Origin of the sequence: Subtercola endophyticus (assembly GCF_021044565.1) — a bacterium.
GTDB lineage: Bacteria > Actinomycetota > Actinomycetes > Actinomycetales > Microbacteriaceae > Subtercola > Subtercola endophyticus.
In genome coordinates this window covers 2618028-2640191 of record NZ_CP087997.1, presented here as the reverse complement: position 1 = coordinate 2640191, position 22164 = coordinate 2618028, and the positions used below count along the sequence as shown (strand labels likewise).

The 22164-nt window shown below is 66.7% G+C and carries 18 protein-coding genes, 1 tRNA gene and 1 riboswitch; of the genes, 12 read left to right on the top strand and 7 right to left on the bottom strand.

Translation table 11 applies throughout. From position 1 onward, the window contains the following. The first annotated feature begins 7 nt into the window (after positions 1-7). The 12 genes from tmk (at position 8) to folD (ending at position 12198) form a co-directional block, all read left to right on the top strand. Complete coding sequence (gene tmk / locus LQ955_RS12250) at positions 8-634, top strand: dTMP kinase (protein ID WP_231024813.1); 627 nt, start codon at positions 8-10, stop codon at positions 632-634. 112 nt (positions 635-746) lie between these two features. Further along, positions 747-1907: a DNA polymerase III subunit delta' gene (locus LQ955_RS12245; RefSeq protein ID WP_231024812.1), complete on the top strand. Its 1161-nt coding sequence runs from the start codon at positions 747-749 to the stop codon at positions 1905-1907. Beyond that, positions 1904-3487 (top strand): alpha/beta hydrolase, encoded by a 1584-nt coding sequence (locus tag LQ955_RS12240; RefSeq protein ID WP_231024811.1) that lies wholly within the window; start codon positions 1904-1906, stop codon positions 3485-3487. Before LQ955_RS12245 ends, LQ955_RS12240 begins: the two co-directional genes overlap by 4 nt. 101 nt (positions 3488-3588) lie before the next feature. Beyond that, entirely contained in the window at positions 3589-4251 is a 663-nt protein-coding gene (locus LQ955_RS12235; RefSeq protein WP_231024810.1) for a TetR/AcrR family transcriptional regulator, read from the top strand. 36 nt (positions 4252-4287) lie between these two features. Then, positions 4288-4360, top strand: a tRNA-Thr gene (locus tag LQ955_RS12230). Positions 4361-4456: 96 nt separating this feature from the next. After that, positions 4457-5902 carry a glycosyltransferase family 39 protein gene (locus tag LQ955_RS12225; RefSeq protein WP_231024809.1) on the top strand — a complete coding sequence of 482 codons (1446 nt, stop codon included), beginning with the start codon at positions 4457-4459 and terminating at the stop codon, positions 5900-5902. Positions 5903-6086: 184 nt separating this feature from the next. Then, entirely contained in the window at positions 6087-7067 is a 981-nt protein-coding gene (locus tag LQ955_RS12220; RefSeq protein ID WP_231028128.1) for a Gfo/Idh/MocA family protein, read from the top strand. A 62-nt stretch (positions 7068-7129) separates the two neighbouring features. Next, positions 7130-8560, top strand: a complete 1431-nt coding sequence (dacB, locus tag LQ955_RS12215) for a D-alanyl-D-alanine carboxypeptidase/D-alanyl-D-alanine endopeptidase (RefSeq protein WP_231024808.1) — start codon at positions 7130-7132, stop codon at positions 8558-8560. Between the two features lie 66 nt (positions 8561-8626). Then, positions 8627-9223 (top strand): isochorismatase family protein, encoded by a 597-nt coding sequence (locus tag LQ955_RS12210; protein ID WP_231024807.1) that lies wholly within the window; start codon positions 8627-8629, stop codon positions 9221-9223. A 166-nt stretch (positions 9224-9389) separates the two neighbouring features. After that, positions 9390-10232: a TrmH family RNA methyltransferase gene (locus LQ955_RS12205; protein ID WP_390623484.1), complete on the top strand. Its 843-nt coding sequence runs from the start codon at positions 9390-9392 to the stop codon at positions 10230-10232. A 96-nt stretch (positions 10233-10328) separates the two neighbouring features. Further along, a complete protein-coding gene (gene purU, locus LQ955_RS12200; protein WP_231024806.1) occupies positions 10329-11267 on the top strand; it encodes a formyltetrahydrofolate deformylase in 939 nt (312 codons plus the stop codon). 67 nt (positions 11268-11334) lie between these two features. After that, on the top strand, positions 11335-12198 hold the full coding sequence (gene folD, locus LQ955_RS12195) for a bifunctional methylenetetrahydrofolate dehydrogenase/methenyltetrahydrofolate cyclohydrolase FolD (RefSeq protein WP_231024805.1): 864 nt from the start codon (positions 11335-11337) through the stop codon (positions 12196-12198). Positions 12199-12543: 345 nt separating this feature from the next. On the opposite strand, the gene LQ955_RS12190 is transcribed toward folD, so the two are convergent. The 7 genes from LQ955_RS12190 to LQ955_RS12160 all read right to left on the bottom strand — a co-directional run bounded on the left by LQ955_RS12190 (position 12544) and on the right by LQ955_RS12160 (position 22122). Then, the gene (locus tag LQ955_RS12190) at positions 12544-14697 is read right to left on the bottom strand and encodes an ABC transporter ATP-binding protein (protein ID WP_231024804.1); all 2154 of its coding nucleotides are present in this window, start codon (positions 14695-14697) and stop codon (positions 12544-12546) included. Positions 14698-14800: 103 nt separating this feature from the next. Then, on the bottom strand, positions 14801-16189 hold the full coding sequence (locus LQ955_RS12185) for an MFS transporter (RefSeq protein ID WP_231024803.1): 1389 nt from the start codon (positions 16187-16189) through the stop codon (positions 14801-14803). Positions 16190-16336: 147 nt separating this feature from the next. Beyond that, positions 16337-16843, bottom strand: a complete 507-nt coding sequence (ribH, locus tag LQ955_RS12180) for a 6,7-dimethyl-8-ribityllumazine synthase (RefSeq protein WP_231024802.1) — start codon at positions 16841-16843, stop codon at positions 16337-16339. A 41-nt stretch (positions 16844-16884) separates the two neighbouring features. After that, a complete protein-coding gene (ribA, locus tag LQ955_RS12175) occupies positions 16885-18300 on the bottom strand; it encodes a GTP cyclohydrolase II (protein ID WP_231024801.1) in 1416 nt (471 codons plus the stop codon). Further along, entirely contained in the window at positions 18300-19043 is a 744-nt protein-coding gene (locus tag LQ955_RS12170; RefSeq protein WP_231024800.1) for a riboflavin synthase, read from the bottom strand. The genes ribA and LQ955_RS12170 overlap by 1 nt, the downstream gene beginning before the upstream one ends. 1 nt (position 19044) lies before the next feature. Further along, entirely contained in the window at positions 19045-20190 is a 1146-nt protein-coding gene (ribD, locus tag LQ955_RS12165) for a bifunctional diaminohydroxyphosphoribosylaminopyrimidine deaminase/5-amino-6-(5-phosphoribosylamino)uracil reductase RibD (protein ID WP_231028126.1), read from the bottom strand. A 240-nt stretch (positions 20191-20430) separates the two neighbouring features. Beyond that, positions 20431-20594, bottom strand: a riboswitch (FMN riboswitch). Positions 20595-21375: 781 nt separating this feature from the next. Then, positions 21376-22122: a polyprenol monophosphomannose synthase gene (locus LQ955_RS12160; protein WP_231024799.1), complete on the bottom strand. Its 747-nt coding sequence runs from the start codon at positions 22120-22122 to the stop codon at positions 21376-21378. Positions 22123-22164 lie beyond the last annotated feature (42 nt).

Genomic DNA, 22164 nt, shown 5'->3' with positions numbered 1-22164 from the left:
TTCAGCGGTGAGCACGGGCCGCGGCGTCTTCGTCACCCTCGAGGGCGGCGACGGATCGGGTAAGTCGACACAGGCCGGCCTGCTCGAAGAGTGGCTGCTGAAGGCGGGCCGCACGGTGCTGCGCACTCGTGAGCCTGGCGGCACCGAATTCGGGCTCGAGGTGCGCGAAATCGTGTTGCACAGCCGCGGCTTCATCACTCCTCGTGCCGAAGCCCTGCTGTACGCGGCCGACCGGGCTCAGCACATTGCCACGAAGGTGCGGCCGGCACTCGAACGCGGCGAGATCGTCATTCAAGACCGTTACATCGACTCCTCTGTGGCCTATCAAGGTAGCGGCCGTGTGCTGGGTGCGGCCGAGATCCGATCGCTCTCGCAGTGGGCGACCGAAGATCTGCGACCCGACCTCACGGTTCTGATCGACCTCGATGAGGTCGCTGCGCGGGCCCGGCTCGACAACGATCAGAAACGATTCGACCGGCTCGAGGCCGAGAAGAGCGATTTTCACCGCCGAGTGCGCGAGTCGTTCCTCGAGATCGCGGCGGCTGAACCGACCCGCTTCGTGGTGGTCGACGGCACGTTGCCGCCCGAATCCATTGCGGCGCAGGTTCGCGAGCGGTTGCAGCCGCTGCTCTGACGGGCGCATTCGGCTCCGGATGGTGTGGGCCCCGCCTTTCGGCTCTGCGAACCCGAGCCGCCGCCTGCCGCCCGGCCGCACGAGTGTCAGCCACCCCGGGTAGGTTGTCTGTATGAGCGTGTGGAACGAACTGACCGGCCAGCCCGAGGCCATCGAGGTCTTTCGCGCGGCCGCGGGCGAGTCGACGCAGCAGTCGGCCATGACGCACTCCTGGCTCATCACCGGGCCACCCGGGTCGGGCCGTTCGAACCTCGCCTACGCGTTCGCGTCGGCGCTGCTCTGCCGCAATGGGGGGTGCGGGGTCTGCCCCGATTGCCGTCAGGTGGCCGCACGCACGCACCCCGATCTCGCTGTGCTCGCCACCGACCGGGTCATCATCTCCATCGACGAGGTGCGTTCGCTGGTGACGAGTTCGCAGTTCTCGCCGTCGGTCTCGCGCTACCGCGTGATGGTCATCGAAGACGCCGACCGCATGGTCGAACGCACCTCGAACGTTCTGCTGAAGGCGCTCGAAGAGCCGCCCGAGCGCACGGTGTGGATTCTGTGCGCTCCGAGCGAGGCCGACCTGCTGCCCACCATCCGGTCGCGGGTGCGTTCGGTGCGCCTGCGTGTTCCGAGTGCGAGTGACGTCGCGCGCCTTCTGGAGCGACGCGACGGGGTCGACCACGAGACGGCCGAGCGCGCGGCGCGCGAGGCGCAGAGTCACATCGGCATGGCGCATCGGCTGGCCACGAACGACGACGCTCGCGCCCGGCGTGAAGAGACGCTGAACATCGCTCTGGGCATCCAGACCGTTCCCGAGGCGGTGGTCGCCGCCGCCCGCCTGCTCGAGCTGGCGAAAGACGATGCCGAGGCCATCACCGAAGAGCGCGACGCCGAAGAGCGCGAGAACACGCTGCGCACGCTCGGCGTCGAGCCGGGACAGGCGGTTCCGATGGGTCTGCGCTCGCAGGTGAAGGCGCTCGAAGACGATCAGAAACGTCGGGCCACACGAAGCCTGCGCGACGGAATCGACCGCATTCTGGTCGATCTGCTCTCGCTGTACCGTGATGTTCTGCTGCTGCAGCTCGACTCCGAACTCGAGCTCATCAACCTCGCCATCGAAGAGCGGCTCGTGCGGGTGGCGCGCGATTCCGACCCTGCAGAAACGCTGGCAATCATGGATGCAATTGCTGCGGCCCGGCTGAGAATTTCACGAAATGTAACACCTGCTCTGGCGCTGGAGGCCATGCTTGTCACCGTTGCGTCACCACAGCGAAAGGCAACACTGTGACTGTTCCACCCCGCCCCCGTTCGGCGCGCCGCCGCGGCCGAGCCCTCGCGCTGGCCGCCGCCGCGGTTTCGGCCGCCCTTGTGCTCTCTGGATGCTCGACCTGGTTCAGTTCCGCCTCGGGAGCCACCGACGGCCAATCAGCGGGCGCCTCGACGCCCACGGGTGAGAAGGTCGACGCGGCACTGCAGCCGTTCTACGACCAGTCGCTCGATTGGAGCAGCTGCAACGGCTCGTTCGAGTGCGCGACCGCCACGGTTCCGCTCGATTGGAGCAATCCGAGCGGCGACACGATCTCGCTCGCCCTCATCAAGAAGCCGGCCGGCGGCGGCACAAAGCTCGGCACGCTCTTCGTCAACCCGGGCGGCCCGGGCGTCTCGGCCGTCGACTTTCTGAAGAACAGCGCCGACTTCGCTGTCGACCCCGTGCTGCAGAAGCAGTATGACGTCGTGGCGTTCGACCCGCGCGGCGTCGGAGCCTCGTCGGCCGTCAGCTGCGTGACGCCCAAGCAGATGGATGCTTACCTCTACGACATCACTCCTGGAGCGCACGGTTCTGCCGAGTGGCAGGCGGCCGCGAAGGCCAGCGCCACCGCATTCGGGGCCGGCTGCGAGCAGAAGACGGGCGCATTGCTCGGGCATGTCGACACCGAAAGCACCGTGCGTGACCTCGACGCGCTGCGGGCCTCCGTCGGCGACACCGGGCTGAACTACCTCGGGTACTCCTACGGAACGTTCATCGGCAGCGAGTATGCCAACCTGTTCCCGACCAAGGTCAATCGGCTCGTACTCGACGGTGTGGTCGACCCCACGTCGACCAGCTTCGATTCCACCCTCGGTCAGGCGAAGGGCTTCGAGGGCGCCATGCGCGCGTATCTTGCGGACTGCCTTGCGGGCTCGAACTGCCCGTTCTCGGGAACCGTCGACAACGCGTCGACGCAGGTTCAGGCTCTGCTGAACGCGGTCGACAAGAGTCCGATCACCGCGAGTGACGGGCGAAAGCTCGGCTCGTCGTCGCTGCTCACGGCCATCTTCTACCCGCTCTACAGCAAAGACAGCTGGCCGTACCTGTCTCAGATGATCGCTCAGGTCAAGCAGGGCAACGCAGACCTGGCCTTCCAGCTCGCCGACGCGTACAACGGTCGCAACACCGACGGCACGTACCAGAACAACCAGACCGAGGCGTTCACCGCCATCAACTGCCTCGACTACCCCGCGGTGACAGACCCGGCGACCATAACGAAGCAGAACACCGAACTCATCGCCGCTTCGCCCACCTTCGGCCCGTGGTGGACCTACGGCGACATCGGCTGCGCGGCGTGGCCGGTGCCGGCGACCCGCACGCCCGGCCCTGTGAGTGCGCCGGGGGCGAAGCCCATCTTGGTCATCGGCACGACAGACGACCCCGCGACACCCTACGAAGACGCGCAGTCCGTCGCGAAGCAGCTCGAGAGCGCCCAGCTGATCACGTTCGTCGGTGAGGGGCACACGGCGTACAACTCCTCGTCGTGCGTACACTCCCTGGTGAATCAGTACTTCTTGACGGGGGCCGTACCGAGTTCCGACCCCAAGTGCACGAGCTGACGTTCGGGCCTGACGCGGGCATCCGGCAGCGTTCGAACGACGAGCAAAGTCGTTTACACGATTTCGGTGTGCAATATTGCGCAGTCTGCAATGATTGACGGGTGAGCGATACGATGAGCGCACCCGCCTCCGCGCCTGAGCTCGGCCTGCGCGAGCGAAAGCGCCAGGCGACCAGGCGGTCGATTCAGTTCGCCGTTCTCGAGTTGAGTCGTGAGAAGGGCCTCGAGAACGTCACAGTCGACGACATCAGCAGGCGCGCAGACATCTCTCCCCGAACCTTCTTCAACTACTTCGATTCGAAAGAGTCGGCTGTGATGGGCGATTCGAATTTCGGTGCCTTGCCGCCCGAACTCGCCGAGGCGTTTGTGGCCGCCGGCCCCGACCAGCCCGTTCTCGACGGGCTGCTCGGCATCATGCTCGTTGTCGCGACACCCGACACCGAAGATTTCGAGCTGCACCAGTTGCGCAAGAGCGTCATTCACGATGCCCCGCACCTGCTGATTCAGCGAATTAGCAGAGTTCGAGAGTTCGAGGTCGAGCTGACCTCGCTCATCGAGCGCCGACTCGAAGTGGATGCCCGAACTCGTGCTGAATCGAACGAAATACCTGATCAGGCATCACTTCGTGATCGCGCCTCGTTGACCGCTCTGGTGGCTTTAGCGGCCATGCGTCACGCCTGGGCGTGCTGGGCGCAGAGCTCTGAGGGCGATTCCATGGCCGTCTTGCTCGACAACTCGTTCCGTGAGCTTCACACACTCATATAAGCTTGCTTGCTGTGCCGGTGGGTAACTCCCGGCCAGGCCGCCTTAGCTCAGTCGGTAGAGCGATTCACTCGTAATGAATAGGTCATCAGTTCGATTCTGATAGGCGGCCCTGTGTAGCCGAGTAAATTCGGTATGGCGAGAAACCCGTGTGGCCCGAACGCCCGACTGCCCGACTGCCGCCGGGCCAAACGATAGAGTGGCGCGCATGACGACGACGCTCACCGCCGCTCCGTCACGCACCGCTCGCGTGGCACCGGCAGCGGTTGCCGTCGGGGCTTTCGGTTTCGTCGCCTCTTTCGTCGGGTTATGGGTTCCGTCGTTCTGGACCGACGAAGCGGCCACGATCGCAGCGGCATCTCGGCCGCTCGCCACTCTGCCGAAGCTCCTGCTCAATGTCGACGCGGTGCACGGCACGTACTACCTGTTCATGCATTTCTGGATTCGCTTGTTCGGCATCTCCGAGCTTTCTCTGCGACTCCCGAGCGCGATCGCCGTGGGATTCATGGTCACGGGAGTGGTCGTGATCGGCGCACGACTCTCAACACGGTTCAGCGGCATCCTCGCCGGGATTGTCGCGGCCGTTCTCCCCCGCACGATCGAGATGGGCGCCCAGGGCCGCTCCTACGCGATAGCGGCTGCCGCGGCGGTGTGGCTGACGATTCTGCTGCTCAGCCTTGTGCGGCAGAACCGCACTCGAGCCTGGGTGTGGTTCGCTCTCGCGTTCGCCGCGTCGATCTATGTCTTTCTCTACCTGGCGCTTCTCGCCCCTGTGTTCGGGCTCTTCTTGTTGGTCGCTCGAAAGGATCTCGAGGTACGCCGCGCTGCGTTGAAAGGGTGGGCGTTGGCCACCACCGCCGGGCTGCTCATCGCCCTCCCGGTGATTCTCGCTTCGGTGTTCGAACGCGGGCAGATCATCAGCGTCGGAAAGGTCGTGACCGGGGACGACGTTTTTGTGTCGCAATGGTTCTACTCGCCACCCCTCGCAATCGTTTGTTGGGCGTTCATTCTGCTTGCGGCAGCGGTTGCGATCTCTCTGCGAGTGAAGAAGCGATGGTTTCCGCCGCTCGTCGCGCTCGGCCTGTTGTGGTTGTGCGTTCCCGTCGTATTGCTTGCGGCCATCAGCCTCGTTTCGCCCAGCTACAGCCCGCGATACGTGTCGTTCTGCATACCGGCTGCCGCGCTGCTCATCGGTTTCACACTCTCGGTCTTACCGCGAAACTGGTGGGGAATCGTGGGCGTCGTCGTAATAGCCGCCTTGGCTCTTGCAACCGACGTCGGCCTGCGAACACCGCAAGCGAATAAGAGCGACTGGTCGCAAGCCGCTGCAGAGTTCACGGCGGTCGCAACGCCGGGTGACGCCGTGGTTTTCGAATCGAACCACACCCGGGGGCTGATGATCGGCTACCCGCACGCATTCGACGGATTCGACGATGTGGGGCTGATCGAGAGCAACACATCCACTCTGTGGGGCGATTATCGGAGCCCGGTAGACGCTGCACACGACCTCCCGACGGGGCAGACGCTGTGGTTCATCAGCGATCACGACTCCGAGGCTTCGACCGACGTCGGCCTGTTCGAGGGGGCGGGTTATACCGTCGAAAAGAGTCTCGCTCTCTCTGACACCACCATCTACGAATTACGTCGACCCTGACGGTGGCTTCATGCACTGAAGTGTGGGCTGCCGGCGAGTGGGGATCCATTGGGGGGAAAAACTCGCCGGTAGCTATTGACTAGCGTGCCAGTAGTGATCCGGGCCCGTCTTGCCCCAGTTTGGGGCGTTGACGCGCGTGTAGGGCAAGATGGTCGAGGCGACCGTAGGGTGACAAAGGAGCATGATGAGCGACATTCGGTGGGGGATTCTCGGCACAGGCTGGATCGCGTCGCAGTTCACAAGCGATCTGCTGGCGACGGGACTTCGCGTGAGTGCCGTCGGCTCGCGCTCCCTTGAGGGCGCGCGAGAATTCGCGGGCCGGTTCGGAGAGCCGACCGCCCACGGCAGTTACGAAGACCTCGTCGCCGATGCAGATGTCGATGCGGTCTACGTCGCGACCCCGCATCCGATGCACGTCGAGAATGCGCTCTTGGCCATTCGCGCGGGCAAGCACGTTCTGATAGAGAAGGCGTTCACCGTCAATGCGCGCGAGGCCCAGCTGATCGTCGACGAGGCGGCTGCGCACGGCGTCGCCGTGATGGAGGCGATGTGGACCCGGTTCTTGCCGCACATGGTGCGCATTCGTGAGCTCATCGCTGCCGGCGCGCTCGGCGAGGTGCGCACGATCTCTGCCGACCACAATCAGCGGCTCTCGGCTGATCCGGCTCATCGCATCAATAACCCTGAGCTCGGCGGCGGCGCGCTGCTCGACCTCGGCATCTATCCGATCTCGTTCGCGATCGATCTTCTCGGCCTGCCGACGCGGATACTCGCCTCGTCGAGCCCGACCGCGACCGGAGTCGACCGGCAGACGGCCGTCATCATGGAGCACGAGGGCGGCGCCCAGTCGGTTTCGCAGTTCGCTCTCGATACGGCTGGCCCGAACGTTGCTTCCATCATCGGAACCGAGGCGCGCATCGATATCGATGCGGTCTGGTTCACACCGACCACGTTCCGCCTCATCGACTCGGCGGGCACGGTGTTGGAGCGGTACGAGCATCCGGTGGTCTCCCGTGGAATGGAGTACCAGGCCTTCGAATTCGAGCGGATGATCGCGGCGGGCGAGCGCGAAAGCCCCCTGATGCCCGCGTCTGCGTCGCTTGCAATCATGGGCACCCTCGACGAAGTGCGTCGCCAGATCGGGCTGGTCTACCCGGGGGAGTGACGCCGATGACTGCGGCGTCACGCTCTGACCGCGGCTTCAGCCTCGAATGGTAAATTGACCGGATGCCCGACCACGCCCCCGCGCACCATCGCCCCCGCCGGGGCTGGCTGGTCGCCGTGGCCTGGGTCGCTTTCGCCGTTTTGGCGGTGGTCTCGGTCGGCGCCGGAGCCGCGGTCGCGTCGGCGCAGCAGCCGACCGCAGCGGTGCCTTCGGCGACCCCCACCCTGGGCCCGATCTCGACGCTGCCGGTTCCGACGCGTCGGCCCCAGCCGACATCGGCCGCCGGCGCGAGCACCGTGCGCACCTGCTCGGTGAACGATCTGGCCAGCGCGGCTGGTCTGGCTACGTTTCAGGGCACGGTTCGTAAGGCCGATACCGGCGAGATTCTGTTCGATCGCAGCGGCGACACCTACTCGCGTACCGCGAGCGTCATGAAGGTGCTCACCTCGTCGGCGGCGCTGGCGGTGCTCGGCCCCGACTATCGCGTCACCACGAAGGTCGTCGCCGGCTCAGCCCCGGGAACGGTGGTGCTGGTCGGCGGAGGCGACATTACGCTCGCCAGCGGTTCGTCGAATATCTACAACAACACCGCCACCATGGGCGATCTCGCGGGTCAGGTGAAGGCGGCTTGGGCGGCCGATCCGGCGAATGCCGGCGTGCCGATCTCGACGATCGTGCTCGACAGTTCGCTGTTCAGCGGCGACAGCTGGCAGTCTTCGTGGGACAGAATCGGGCAGACCGAGGGCTCGACCGCCGAGGTGACCGCCTTGATGGTCGATGGTGATCGGGCGAATCCGACCGCCGATACCTCGCCGCGCAGCTCGGACCCGGTGAGCCGGGCCGGTCAGGCGTTCCAGAGTGCGCTGGGCTCGGTCGCTTCCGGCGCTCAGCTCGTCGCGGGTACTGCTCTACCGGGCGCCAGCGCTCTGGGTTCCGTGCAGTCCGCGCCGGTGTCGACGATGGTGCAGGAAGCGATTCTGCGCTCCGACAACACCGAGGCTGAGATGCTCGCTCGGCTCACGGCGATCAAACTCGGAGTCGGTAGTTCGTTCGCGTCGCTGCAGACGGCCATCACCTCGGCCTTGCACGACAACTACGGTCTCGACGTCAGCAATCTCGTCATCGTCGACGGATCGGGGCTCAGCAACGACGACGCGGTTTCTGCGAAGTTCTTGACGACGCTGTTCGACAAGATCAACGCCCGCGTCGGCAATCTGGGAGTGATTCTCGACGGTCTGCCGGTCGCCGATCAGACGGGAACCCTGTCGTACCGCTTCACGGGTGCCAACTCGGTGGTCGACGGCAAGGTGATCGCCAAGACCGGCTCGATCGACACTGCCAACACGTTGGCGGGGGTCGTGCACGCGGCAGACGGCACGACGCTGACCTTCGCCTTCTTCTCGCTCGACAGCTCGATCGATGCCGGGCGTGAGGCGCTCGACAGCCTCACCGTCGGCATCTACAAGTGCGGAAACGCGCTGTCTAACAATTAGTACGCCCGCCGGGGGAGAACGCCGCGGTCGTAGAATGAGGGGGCGAGAAGCAAGGAGTTGGCGCTGGTGAAAAAGGCGTTGTTCATCATCGATGTGCAGAACGACTTCACCGAGGGCGGCGCACTCGGGGTCGAGGGTGGAGCCGCGGTAGCCGCGGGCATCTCACGGCTCTTGGCCGAGCATCCCGACGCCTACGACCTGGTGATCGCCTCGCGCGACTGGCATGACGCCGAAAACGACAACGGCGGCCACTTTGCGCTCGACGCGCAGCCCGATTTCGTGACGACCTGGCCGGTGCACTGCGTTGCCGGTACCCCCGGAGCCGAGTACCACGATGACTTGACCGAGCAAGCCATCGACTTTCACGTGCGAAAGGGCCAAGGGCAACCGGCCTACTCGATCTACGAGGGCGTGACCGAAGAGGGCGGCACCGTGCACGCGCTTCTCGATGAGCACGCCGTCACCGAGATCGACATCGCCGGTCTCGCGACCGACTACTGCGTTCGTGCCTCCGCTCTCGATGCCATCGAGCACGGTCGACGGGTTCGTGTGCTCACCGACCTGGTGGCGGGCGTGGGCGAAGCATCGAGCGAGGCCGCCCTCGCCGAACTCGCGCACGCCGGAGCGCTGCTGATCTCGTCGGCCGATGTCGACGCCTCCTGACGCGTCTGGCGTGACAGTGCCCGATGGAGCCGTTGGGTTCGACTCCGCCGGTATGCCGCTCGCTGACGGTGTGCCCGTCGCTGACGGTGTGCCGGTCGGTGACGGTGTGCCGTTCGCTGACAGTGTGCCCGTCGCTGACGGTGCCCCGCTCGCTGACGGTGTGCCCATAGCGAACGGTGTACCCGATGCCGCCGACGACAACGTCATTCGAGTCACCACCCTCGACGACCCACGGTTGCGGGACTACTCCCATCAGACCGACGTGGCGCTGCGCAAGGCGCAGGGGTCTGAGCACGGTCTGTACCTGGCCGAGTCGGCCCTGGTGCTCGAACGGGCGGTGCGAGCCGGTCATGTGCCGCGTTCGGTGCTGGCCTTGGGCGCCTCGGTCGACGACGCGCGTCTGGCACTCGGACCGTGGGCCGACTCCGTGCCGATCTTCGTCGGCGCCGGCGAGTTGCTTGCTGAGTTGACCGGCTACATTCTGCACCGGGGCATCATCGCCTCGATGAACCGCCCGGTGCTGGTTTCGCCGGTCGAGCTGCTTCGGGATGCTCGGCTCGTCGTTGTGCTCGAGAACGTCGCCGACCCGACCAACGTCGGTGCGATCTTTCGTTCGGTCGGTGCGATCGGCGCCGACGCGGTGCTGGTGACACCGCGATGCTCCGACCCGTTCTACCGGCGGGCGATTCGCGTGAGCATGGGAACTGTTCTGCAGGTGCCGTGGACGCGCTCGGCAGACTGGAGCATCTTGGCGCCGCAGTTGCACGGCGAAGGATTTCACATCGCCGCCCTGGCCCTCGCTGACGACGCTGTCTCGCTTCGCTCTTTCGCGTCGGAGGGGCGCCGCCCAGACCGGCTTGCACTCGTGCTCGGGGCCGAGGGCGACGGACTCACGCCAGAGGCGCTCGCAGCAGCAGACACCGTGGTGAGCATTCCGATGGCCCACGGAATCGACTCGCTCAACGTGGCAGCAGCCAGTGCAGTAGCGCTCTGGGCGGTGTCGGCGTGACGCTCGTGCAGTGAGGGCCGCTGACGCTGTGCGCGACGGCGGCAAGAACCCGTTAGCGTGGTACTTTCTGATCTTTCGAAAAGGAGCGTGCCCTCGATGGCGCCCGAAACTGTCGTGACACCTGTTCCGTCGGCTGCAGCGGAGGCTGTGACTGCAGAGAGTGGTACCACGGCCGGCGGGGCGAAAGACATCGGGCGACTCACGATTCAGTGTGCAGACCAGCCGGGAATCGTCGCTGCGGTTGCGAGTTTTCTCGCTGAGCACGGTGCGAACATCGTAGAACTCGGTCAGTTCTCGACCGACTCTGAGGGCGGTGAGTTCTTTCAGCGCACCGTTTTTCACCGTGATGGGCTGGCCGATGCTCTCGCCGACCTCGAACGGGACTTCGCCGCCCAGGTCGGCGACCGCTTCGGAATGACCTTCACCTTCACGAACGTCGCGTCGCCGAAGCGCGTCGTTATCATGGTGTCCAAGTACGACCATTGCCTGCTCGAGCTCTTGTGGCGCAACAAGCGCGGCGACCTCGACATGGACGTGACCATGGTGATCTCTAATCATGCCGACCTCGAGAACGAAGTCGCGAACTTCGGCATTCCGTTTCTGCACATTCCGGTGACGAAGGCGACCAAAGCCGAAGCCGAGGCGCAGCAACTCGAACTGTTGCGTGGCAAAGCCGATCTTGTGGTCATGGCGCGGTACATGCAGATTCTGTCGGCCGACTTCTTGCAGAACGTCGGCTGCCCGGTCATCAACATTCACCACTCCTTTCTGCCGGCCTTCGCCGGCGCAGGGCCGTACTTGCGCGCCAAAGAGCGCGGTGTGAAACTCATCGGCGCGACGGCGCACTACGCCACCGCCAACCTCGACGAGGGCCCGATCATCGAGCAAGATGTCGTGCGGGTCACCCACCGTGACGATGTGGGGGAGCTGGAGCGCAGAGGCGCGGAGGTCGAGCGCAGCGTGCTGGCTCGTGCGGTGAAATGGCACTGTGAAGATCGCGTGATGACATGGGGCAACTCCACCACGATCCTGTGACGGAGCGAGTGGTGTACTCGGCATCTGTGGAGAACTGCAGTGCCTCAAGAAATGTGGAGGAATGAGCATGGCAGCGGCAATCATCGATGGCAGAGCCGTAGCTGCGCGGGTGCGCGAGAACCTGAAAGAAGAAGTCGCGGCCTTTCATGCCAAGACAGGCATACAGCCGGGGCTTGCAACGGTTCTGGTCGGCGAAGATCCCGCTTCGGAAGTGTATGTGGCGAGCAAACGGCGCTCTTCGGTTGCTGCGGGAATGGCCGATCTGCACCAGCACCTGCCCGCTGATACCAGCCAGGCAGACGTCGAAAGGCTGCTCAGAGAACTCGCGGCCGACCCGGCGGTCTCGGGCATCCTGTTGCAGCTGCCGGTTCCGGCGCACCTCGACCCCGCACCGTTGATCGAGCTGATTCCCTTCGAAAAAGATGTCGACGGGCTCACGACGCAGAGCGTCGGCTTGCTTGCGCAGAAGAAGCCCGGGCTGCGCCCGTGCACGCCCTCTGGTGTCATCGAACTACTGGATGCGTACGATGTGCCGTTCGAGGGCGCGAACGTGGTCGTGATCGGGCGCTCGGAGTTGGTGGGCCGGCCCGTGGCGCAGCTGCTCGTGAACCGCAATGCCACCGTGACCATCGCACACTCGAGAACCCGCGATCTCGCGGCGGTGTGCCGCACGGCCGATGTCATCGTGGCCGCGGTGGGTGTGAAAGGTCTCGTGACCGCCGATTTCGTGAAGCCGGGGGCGACCGTGATCGACGTCGGCATTCACCGCGGGCCCGAGGGGCTGAGCGGCGATGTCGACTTTGCCGGGGTCTCTGAGGTGGCCGGGTTGATCACACCCGTTCCGGGCGGGGTGGGGCCGATGACGATCGCCATGCTGCTCAGCAACACGCTGCGCGCCGCCGAGCTGCAGTACCAGCTCGCGCAGCAGTAGCGCCCACGCCCCACCGTCTCGCTGAGCAGCGCTAGAGCGGCCCCCGCACGCGCCCCCGCACGCCCGCCCGGTGGCGCGAACTGAGCCCGTTACGCCAAATTGAGCCCGTTGTGCCGAATTGAGCCCGCTAGAGGTGGCTCAATTCGGCACAACGGGCTCAGTTCGCGCCAGGCGAGCAGCTGGCGTTTGGCGAGCTCGGGGCAGAGCGGCGGAATGGGCCCAGGTGTCGTCAGACGAGAAGCTGGCGCTTGGCGAGCTCGCGGTGGAGCGGGCTCAGGGGGCGTCAGGCGAGCAGCTGGCGGTTGGCGACCTCGGGGTAGAGCGGCGGAATGGGCTCAGGTGTCGTCAGACGAGCAGCTGGCGCTTGGCGAGCTCGCGGTAGAGCGGCGTCGTCTCGACGAGTTCGGAGTGAGTGCCGACGCCGACCACGCTGCCGTGGTCGAGCACGACGATCTGGTCGGAGTCGACGACGGTCGACAGCCGGTGGGCGATGACGATCAGCGTGCGGTTCTCGGCGACAGCGTCGATGGCCTCGCGCAGCATCTGCTCGTTGAGTCCGTCGAGGCTCGAGGTCGACTCGTCGAGCAGCAGAATGGGCGGTGCCACGAGCAACGCCCTGGCGATTGCGAGGCGCTGGCGTTCGCCGCCTGACAGCATGACGCCCTCTTCGCCCACCTGGGCATCCAGACCCTGAGGCGAACGCTCGAGCACCTCGAGCAGGTTGACCGCGCGCAGCACCTCGACGCATTCGGCGTCGGTCGCTTCTGGCGAGGCCAGCAACAGGTTCGAACGGATGCTGCCGGCCAGCACGGGCGCGTCTTGCTCGACGTAACCGATCTGTGAACGCAGCGCGCGTCGGTCGAGCTGTCTGATGTCGACGCCGCCCACCAGAATCGCGCCCGCGGTCGGGTCGTAGAAGCGCTCGATGAGGGCGAGAATGGTGCTCTTGCCGGCGCCCGACGGGCCCACCAGTGCGACGCGTTTGCCGCGCGGCACACTGAAGCTCACCCCACGTAGCACCGTGGGGCTCAGGATGCCCGGCTGCTCAGCGCCGAACGCATCAGCCGTGTCGGCCGTGTCATCGCGAGCCGGCTGCGGGCGCGCGAGGTAGCTGGCCGCCGACCCCTCGAACGCGCCCTCGCGGCTCAACCCGCCCGCGAGCTCGTCGAGTGCCTCGCCGTCGAGCGTTGCCTCTAGCAGTGCCAGAGGATCGGCTTCTGCCGCCTCACGTTGAGCCGCGACATCCGCGCCAGCCGCCACACGCGCGCCAGCCGCGACATTCGTCGCCGGCACTGCGGAGGCACCCGTCGTTGCGTACGCGAACTGCACCCCGACGAACTGCACCGCGATCGACGCATCGCCGACCGCAAAGCCGCCCAGAGAACCTGCAGGAGCCACCGGGTCGTTCTCGCCTTCGCTCGGCAGCTTGATGATCTCCTGGATGCGCCCGAGCGCGCCCAGCGCCGCGTTCACCGAGGTGAAGGCGCCGAAAGCCTGGCCGAGCGGCATGATCATCATGAACAGAAAGAGAATGAACGAGATGAGCGACGCGATGGTGATCGCCCCGCTCGCCACCCGGTAACCACCCACTCCGATGACCGTGAGCAGCGCCACCTGCAGGGCGATGCCCGACACCGGAACGACGAGCGCCGAGATGCGCGCAACCTGGAGGCCCATGCGATAGGCGCCCTCGGCGTCTTTCTCGACCTCGGCGATCTCGCGATCGGTCGCGTTTGCGGCGCGAACCGTGCGAACCGCGCTCAGCGCCCGTTCGACGCTCGCCGCCAGGTCGCCGACCTTCTCCTGGGCCTGCCGGCTCGCGGTACGGATGCGCCCCGAGAGCAGCACGACGACCACCACCGAGAGACCCACCACCAGCACCGTCAGCCCGAGCAGCACGGGGTCGATGATGGCCATGGCGACGAGCGCTCCGACAAAGACGAACGCCCCGCCGATGGAGTCCACAAAGCCTTGCGTCAGCACGGCTCGCAGCAGCGTGGTGTCGCTGCCGACCCGCGACACGAGGTCGCCGGTACGCCGGGTGTCGAATTCGCGAATAGGAAGGTGGAGCATCCGCCGCACGAGCTGCCTGCGCGACGACAAGACCACGCCCTCGCCCGTGCGCTGCAGCAGATAGTGCTGAAAACCACTGATGAGACCCGAGACCACCACGAGGATCACGAGCAGCCAGACGAGCCCGTTGAGGCTGCTGCCCTGGCCGACGAGCGTGATGACCTGGCTGACCAGCAGCGGCTGGGCAAGGCTCGCCGCCGCCCCGATGAGGCTCAAGACGATGACGAGCGCGAGCACCTTCTTGTGCTCAGTGAGGTACGGTAGCAGGTCGGAGAACTTCGCCCGAGGCCCCCCGGTATCACGCCCGCGCCCCCGCGAACGCCCGCCGCCGCTCGCGCCGCCGGTGCCGCTCGCGCCGCCACTGCGCCCGCTGCGTGTGCTGCCCGAACCGCGTGCCGAACGCGCTGACGAAGGTGCTGTGGTCATGAGTACTTTCTATCGTGTTCGGCTGACGGCGTGATGGATGCCCGGCACAGAATACATCGAACGGAGTACTCTCGCCCCCGACGTACCCTGCCGGGAGCATCCGTCAGGTGAGGTTGGTCTCGTACTCGACGTCGCCGGTGTCGCGGCTGATGATCAACGCGACGAGGGTGATGGCCCCCATGATGCTCAGGTACACACCCACGAGAATCGTGCTGCCGCCGGTGGCGGTCCAGAGGGCGACGGCGATGAACGGCGCGACCGCGGCACCCAGAATCGAGGCGAAGTTGTAGCTGATCGCCGAACCCGTGTAACGCACGTTCGCCGGGAACAGCTCCGGCAGAACGGCTCCCATGGGACCGAACGTCAGGCCCATCAGGGTGAACCCGATGATGAGCAGCGCCATGGTTCCGACCACGCCGGCGCCGAACAGCGGCACGAAGAGCAGTCCGAAGACGATGATGCCGATGGTGGTGAGAATCAGCGTGCGACGGCGCCCGAAGCGCTCGGCCAGCGGGCCCGAGACCAGGGTGAAGATGCCGAAGAACACCACGCCGATGATCAGCATGATCAAGAAGTCGTTGCGGTTATAGCCGAGCCCCGGAACGAATCCGGTGGCGTTGAACGTCGTGCCGGCTTTCGAGGCCGTGGCTTGACCCTGTGCGACCGACGATGCCGTCGTACCGTAGGTCAGCGTGAACGTGGTCATCAGATAGAACAAGGTGTACGTCGCGAGCATGATGAAGGTGCCCAGGATGAGCGGGCGCCAGCTCGTTTTGAACACGCGGGCCAGCGGCAGCTTGACCACGTCGCCGGCGTCGAGCACACGCTGGAACGACGGAGTCTCGACCAGGCGGAACCGAACGTACAGACCGATGATCACGAGCACGGCGCTCGCGATGAACGGCACACGCCAGCCCCACGCGGCGAAGTCGGCAGGCGACATCGCCAGGTTCAGCCAGAGAAAGACGCCGTTGGCGATGATGAAGCCGATCGGAGCCCCGAGCTGCGGGAACGTTCCCCAGATGGCGCGCTTGCCGGCCGGAGCGTTCTCGGTCGCAAGCAACGCCGCGCCGCTCCACTCACCGCCGAGCCCGAGGCCCTGGGCGAAACGCAGCACGGTCAGCAGAATCGGCGCCCAAAGGCCGATGTTGCCGTAAGTGGGCAAGAACCCGATGAGCACGGTCGCGATGCCCATGGTGAGCAGCGAGGCGACGAGCGTCTTCTTGCGGCCGATGCGGTCGCCGAAGTGCCCGAAGATGATCGAGCCGATGGGCCGGGCGACGAAGGCCACGCCGAACACGGCGAACGAGGTGAGCAGGCCCACGCTCGGGTCGGTGGTGGGAAAGAACAGCTTCGGGAACACCAGCACCGCGGCGGTGGCGTAGACGTAGAAGTCGTAGAACTCGATCGAAGTGCCGATGAGGCTGGCCAGAACGACGCGAGAGCGCGTGTTCACGGGGGCGGGTGCAGAGGTGAGAGTGGGCGAAGACATGACGGCTTTCGGCAATGAAGAAGGCGAACGGGTGCAAGAGCACAGGTGCGGTGAGAGCGTCGATCGGGCGCATGGTCAACCACGATGTGACGGTGTGGGCGTGTGGCCCCACCGACAACTTACTCCTCATATCGCTCGCCGGGGCCCTCAGGGGGCGAGTGGATGCCCGCTCCGAAGCGCGCGCAGTGCGAGTGCGGTGGCAACCGCCGCCTCTGCCGCCTCGGCGCCCTTGTCTTCGCGCGATCCTGGGAGTCCGGCGCGATCGAGCCCCTGCGCCTCGTCGTCGAGGGTCAAGACGCCGAATCCGACGGGCTTGCCCGTCAGCACGCTGACCTGAGTGAGGCCGCTGGTCGCGGCATCCGACACGTATTCGAAGTGGGGCGTGCCGCCGCGGATGATCACGCCGAGCGCCACAACGGCGTCGGCCCCTGCCTCGAGCGCTGCGCGGCTCACCACGGGCAACTCGAAGCTTCCGGGTACTCGGATCTCGGTGACGGCGACGTTCGCTTCGGCGAGCACGCGGTGTGCGCCCGCGAGCAGGCCGTTGGTGATCTCGTCGTGCCAGCGGCCGGCCACGATGGTGACCTTCAGTCCGGAGCCGTCGAGGGGGGTGCCTGCTGAGGAGGAGGTGGAGGGTGATCCGGCGCCGCTCATGGTGGGCCTTTCGGTTGTGGGGTGGGTAGGGGAGGAGGGTGTCAGCCGGCGTTCACGGGAAAGAGGTGCCCCATGCGGTCGCGCTTCGTCTCGAGGTAGGCGGCATTCGCCTCGGTGTGCCCGACGATGAGCGGCTCGCGCTTTGTGACGGCGATGCCGTGCGCCTCGAGCTGGCTGACCTTGTCGGGGTTGTTGGTGAGCAGGCGCACGGACTCGATGCCGAGGTCAACGAGTATCGCGGCCGCCGCAGTGTAATCGCGCGAGTCGACCGCGAGCCCGAGGGCAAGATTCGCATCGAGGGTGTCGAGGCCGTCTTCTTGCAGACGATAGGCGCGCAGCTTGTTGATGAGGCCGATGCCGCGCCCCTCCTGCCCGCGCAGGTACACGACGACGCCGCCGTGCCGGGCGATGAGGTCGAGCGAGGCGTCGAGCTGCGGGCCGCATTCGCACTTGAGCGATCCGAAGGCCTCCCCGGTCAGGCACTCCGAGTGCACGCGCACGAGGGCATCGGCGGTGGGCGGGGTTCCCGAGATCACCGCGAGGTGATCGGCTCCGGTGACGAGGTCGTGGTAGGCGCGAAAGCGAAAGGCGCCGTGGATGGTCGGCACGACGGTCTCGACCTGAAACTGCACCCGGTCGGCGATGCCCGGCAGCGCACTGGGGGCGCCGGTGGCGGCCGCGGCGGGGTTGCTGGCAGCTGCTGAGGCCGCGGTGGTGGCTGTCTCGGCCGGTGCGGCAGCGGCGGGGGTGGGGGCCACGGAAGGCTGGAGCGCTGCTGCCGACGGTGCGGTGGCGGCGGGGGAGGCTGCGGCAGCGTCCGGTGCCGCCGAAGGCACGCGGGCAGCCTCGTCAGCGGCATCGAGCCACACGATCAAGGCCGCGATAGTGGTTACCGGCAGACCGTCACGCTCGCCCAGAGCGATGAGATCGGGCATCCGGGCCATGGAACCGTTGTCGAGCACGATCTCGCCGATGACTCCGACAGGGGTGAGGCCGGCGAGAGTAAGCAGGTCGGTGGTGGCCTCGGTGTGGCCTCCACGGCGCCGCACCCCGCCTTCGACGGCGACGACGGGCAGCACGTGCCCGGGCCGGATGAAGCTAGCCGGCGTCGAGGCCGGGTCGGCGAGGCTGCGCAGGGTGTGCGCCCGGTCGGCGGCGCTGATGCCGGTGGTCACGCCCTCCGAGGCGTCGACCGTGATCGTGTACGCCGTGCGCAGGGAGTCTTCGTTGCGCTCGACCATCGGCGGCAGGCCGAGGGCGGCGGCGCGCGGAGGAGTCATGGGGGCGCAGAGAAAGCCGGAGGTGTTGCGCACCATCCAGGCGATCCATTCGGGGGTGGCGAGTTCGGCCGCCAGAATGGCGTCGCCCTCGTTCTCGCGGGTCTCGTCGTCGGCCACGATCACCGGCTTTCCGGCGCGCAGCGCAGCGAGTACCTCGGGCATGGGTGTGAGGGCCATTAGTTCGTCCTTTGTGCAGGGGTTTCACTTTGTGCAGGGGTGTTAGAGGAGCCGCGGAACGACAGCAGTCGTTCGACGTGGCGGGCCAGAATGTCGGTTTCGATGTTGACGACGTCGCCGACAGCGAGGCTGCCGAGGGTCGTCGCGGCGAGGGTCTCGGGGATGAGCGAGACTTCGAACCAGTGTTCGCCGGGTGCGGCGATGTCGGGTGCGGCAGTCTCGGCAGTGTCGTTCGCCGCGGTGCCGCGCGAGGCATCCGGATGCCCGTGCCCGCCGTCGACGTCGATGTGGCTCGCGGCAGATACCGTCAGCGACACCCCCGCCACCGCGATCGAACCCTGGTCGACGACGAGCGGCGCGAGGTCGTCGCTGAGGCTGAAGCGCAGAACGCTCCACGCCTCGCCGGGGCTCACCGCGAGCACTGTACTGGTTCCGTCGACGTGGCCCTGCACGATGTGTCCGCCGATGCGGTCGCCCACCATCGCCGCGCGCTCGAGATTGGCCCGGTCGCCGGGCTGCAGCGAGCCGATCGTGCTCATGTCGAGGGTCTGCTGCATGACGTCGACGGTGAATCCTTCGGGCGACTGATCGACCACGGTCAGACACACGCCGTTGACCGAGATGGAGTCGCCGTGCTTCGTGCCGACGACCGCCAGGGGTGCGAGCACCGAGAGCCGAATGACGTCGGCGCTCTGCGTGAGGGCAGTGACCTCGCCGACTTCTTCAATGATTCCGGTGAACATCTCAAGGCTCCTTCGGGGGTGCGGGGGTCGGGTGGGTAGCGGGGCGCGGGGTTTCAGCTCGGGCGGCCACGGGCGGGCCGTTCTGGGCCGCCGCGGGGCGAGAGCGCGGGCGAGCCACGATGCGCAGGTCGGGGCCGAGCAGGTCGATCGAGGCGATGTCGAGGTGCTGGGCATCCCTCATCGACGCGATACCTAGGTCGGTGAGGGCCTTGTGCGGCCCGCCGAGCAGCATCGGTGCCAGGTAGATGACGAGCTCGTCGACGAGCCCCTCGGAGAGCAGCGCGCTCGCGAGCGACGGGCCGCCCTCGACGAAAGCCGATCGTATGCCGCGGGCGAAGAGGTCGCCGAGCACGGCGTGCACGTCGCGGGTGCGGTACTCGAGTACGGGCAACGGATGCTCGTGCAGGCGTGCGCCCGAACGGATTCCTCGTCGCCCCACCACCACCGCAACCGGCTGGTGGGCGAGCAGGGCTCCGGCGCGGTCACGGGCGGTCAGGCTGGGATCGTCTGCTTCGAGGGTGCCGGTCGCGACCACGATGGCGTCGCTGGCGGATCGGCGCGTGTGCACGTCGGAACGGGCATCCGGCCCGGTGACCCACTGACTCGTGCCGTCGGCCGCTGCCGTGCGGCCGTCGAGGCTCGAGGCCCACTTGAGCGTGACGTAGGGGCGGCGGTTGCGCATCGCGGTGAGCCAGGGGTGGATGCTCTGCTCCACCTGCTCGGCGAGCAGCCCCTGGTGCACCCGCACGCCGGCGGCTCTGAGTGCGCTCGCGCCCCCGCTGGACTCGGCGCCCGGGTCTGCCACGGCGAAGTACACCTCGGCGATGCCCGCGTCGATGAGGGCTTGTGCGCAGGGGCCTGTGCGGCCGGTGTGGTTGCAGGGTTCGAGAGTGATGACGGCGGTGGCGCCGCGAGCGGGTTGTGGGGCGGTGGTGGTTCTGGTGGTTGTGTTTGGGGCGGCGGGTTCGGGGGAACCGGATGCCCGGGTCAGCTTCGACAGCGCATCGACCTCGGCGTGCGGGGTGCCGGCGCCGCGGTGCCATCCTTCGGCGAGCGTTCGGCCGTCGGGCGACAGCAGCACGCAGCCGACCTGGGGGTTGCCGCCCCACGTGGGACCGTTCTGCGACAGGTCGATGGCGCGCTGCATGGCTGCGCGAACGGCCGGCGGCACGTGCGCGGCCTTGTGCACGTCTTCGGCACGGCTGGGCGACGGGAGCTCGGGCGGGTCCAGGTGCGGGAGCGGGAGCGGGAGCTGGCGCGAGACAGCACCGGCCGCGAGCATGCTGCTCGGGCTCGTGGTGCGGGCGCTGGTCATCCGAAATCCTCGTCATCGACGACTCCGGGTATGCGCGTTGCGCCCGACCGGGTGGGGTGAACCCACACGGTACGTGTGCACCTCCCATCCGGACTACTGAAGGCGCGTAAACGCCCTCATGACCGTCGGTTCTGGAATCACACCAGATCAACCTCGAAACTCCACGCGACGCGTGCAGCCCTCAGTTCGCGGACTATAACCGCCGGTTCGGATTCTCACCGACCCCGGAGCACGTTGCTAGTTTATATTGGCCGCCGCCCCTGCGGCCAATGCTGCGATTTGTTTCACAGCATGTTCTTAGTGCCGCGGAGACGCGGGGGCGACGTACACGCCGCCGCCCCCGCTGGCCATACACGTGGCGCGCCGCCGCCCCTGCGGCGCTGGGCGGCCTCCGCGGTGCACTCGAGAGAGGGCGCAGAGGACGAGAGAAGAAGTTGCTACTGCTTCTCTCGTCCGGAGGGGCTTCTCTCGTCTGCGAACGAGCTCGCGGCGGTGGCGAGAGCGGCAGCGGGCGTGGATGGAGGATCCCGTGGCTGTACGCCGACGCTGTCTCGCCCGCACCGAGCCACCGCGACGTTTGCGGACGAGAGCGACTGGCGCGGCGGTCGCTCTCGTCCGGAAATGTCGCGGTCACCGGGGCACGAGCAAGTGGCGGCGCGCCAATCGAGGTCGGCGGAACGCGGCGACCGCGCTCGTCGCGTTCTGTGTTGGTAGCGGCCGAAACTCGGGAACGAGCATCCAGTCGCACGGTGCGCCGTCCCCACCGGCCTCTCCACACGCCGCAAGCGGCGTGCGGAGCCTTTAGCCGGCGTGGGCCCAGAGGCGGCGGCAAACCAATCGAGGTCGGCGGAACGCGGCGACCGCGCTCGTCGCGTTCTGTGTTGGTAGCGGCCGAAACTCGGGAACGAGCATCCAGTCGCACGGTGCGCCGTCCCCACCGGCCTCTCCACACGCCGCAAGCGGCGTGCGGAGCCTTTAGCCGGCGTGGGCCCAGGAGCGGCGGCGCGCCAATGGGCGCTACTTCACCGCGAGCGGCTGCGACTTGGGGATGCGGCCGAGGCGGGAAGCAACGCCCCAGGTGGTGACCTTGGAGAGGGCCTCGACCACGATGCCCGTCGTCATCTTGGAGTGGCCCTCGATGCGCTCGACGAACGTGATCGGAAACTCCCGCACGATGCCGCCCGAGCGCTCGACGAGCCAGGCGAGCTCGATCTGGAAGCAGTAGCCGGCCGAGTCGAGCTTGGAGAGGTCGAGGGCGCGCAGGGTGTCGGCGCTGAATCCGCGGTAGCCCGACGTGATGTCGTGCAGCTTCGACGAGAGCATGATGCGGGCGTAGGTGGTTCCCGAGCGGGAGATGAGCTTGCGGTACCACGGCCAGTTCTCGGTCTTGCCGCCGGGAATCCAGCGCGCGCCGATGGCCAGGTTCGCCCCGTTGTCGAGCAACAGCAGCAGGCGCGACAACTCCTCGGGCTGGTGCGAGCCGTCGGCATCCATCTCGATGATGTAGTCGTAGCCCTGCTCGAGCGCCCAGCCGAACCCGTTCACGTACGCGGTGCCGAGGCCGTTCTTCTCGGTGCGGTGCATGATGTTGACGCGGTCGTTCGACGCGGCGATACCATCGACGATGCGGCCCGTGCCGTCAGGCGAGCCGTCGTCGACCACCAGGATGTGTACGTTCGAGTCGGATGCCAAAACGCGGTCGATGATCGCCGTGATGGTTTCTTTTTCGTTGTAGGTGGGGATGACAACGACAGCTCCAGGCAATGGGCTACCTTTCTTTGGGACTGCCCCAATATACGGCACAGG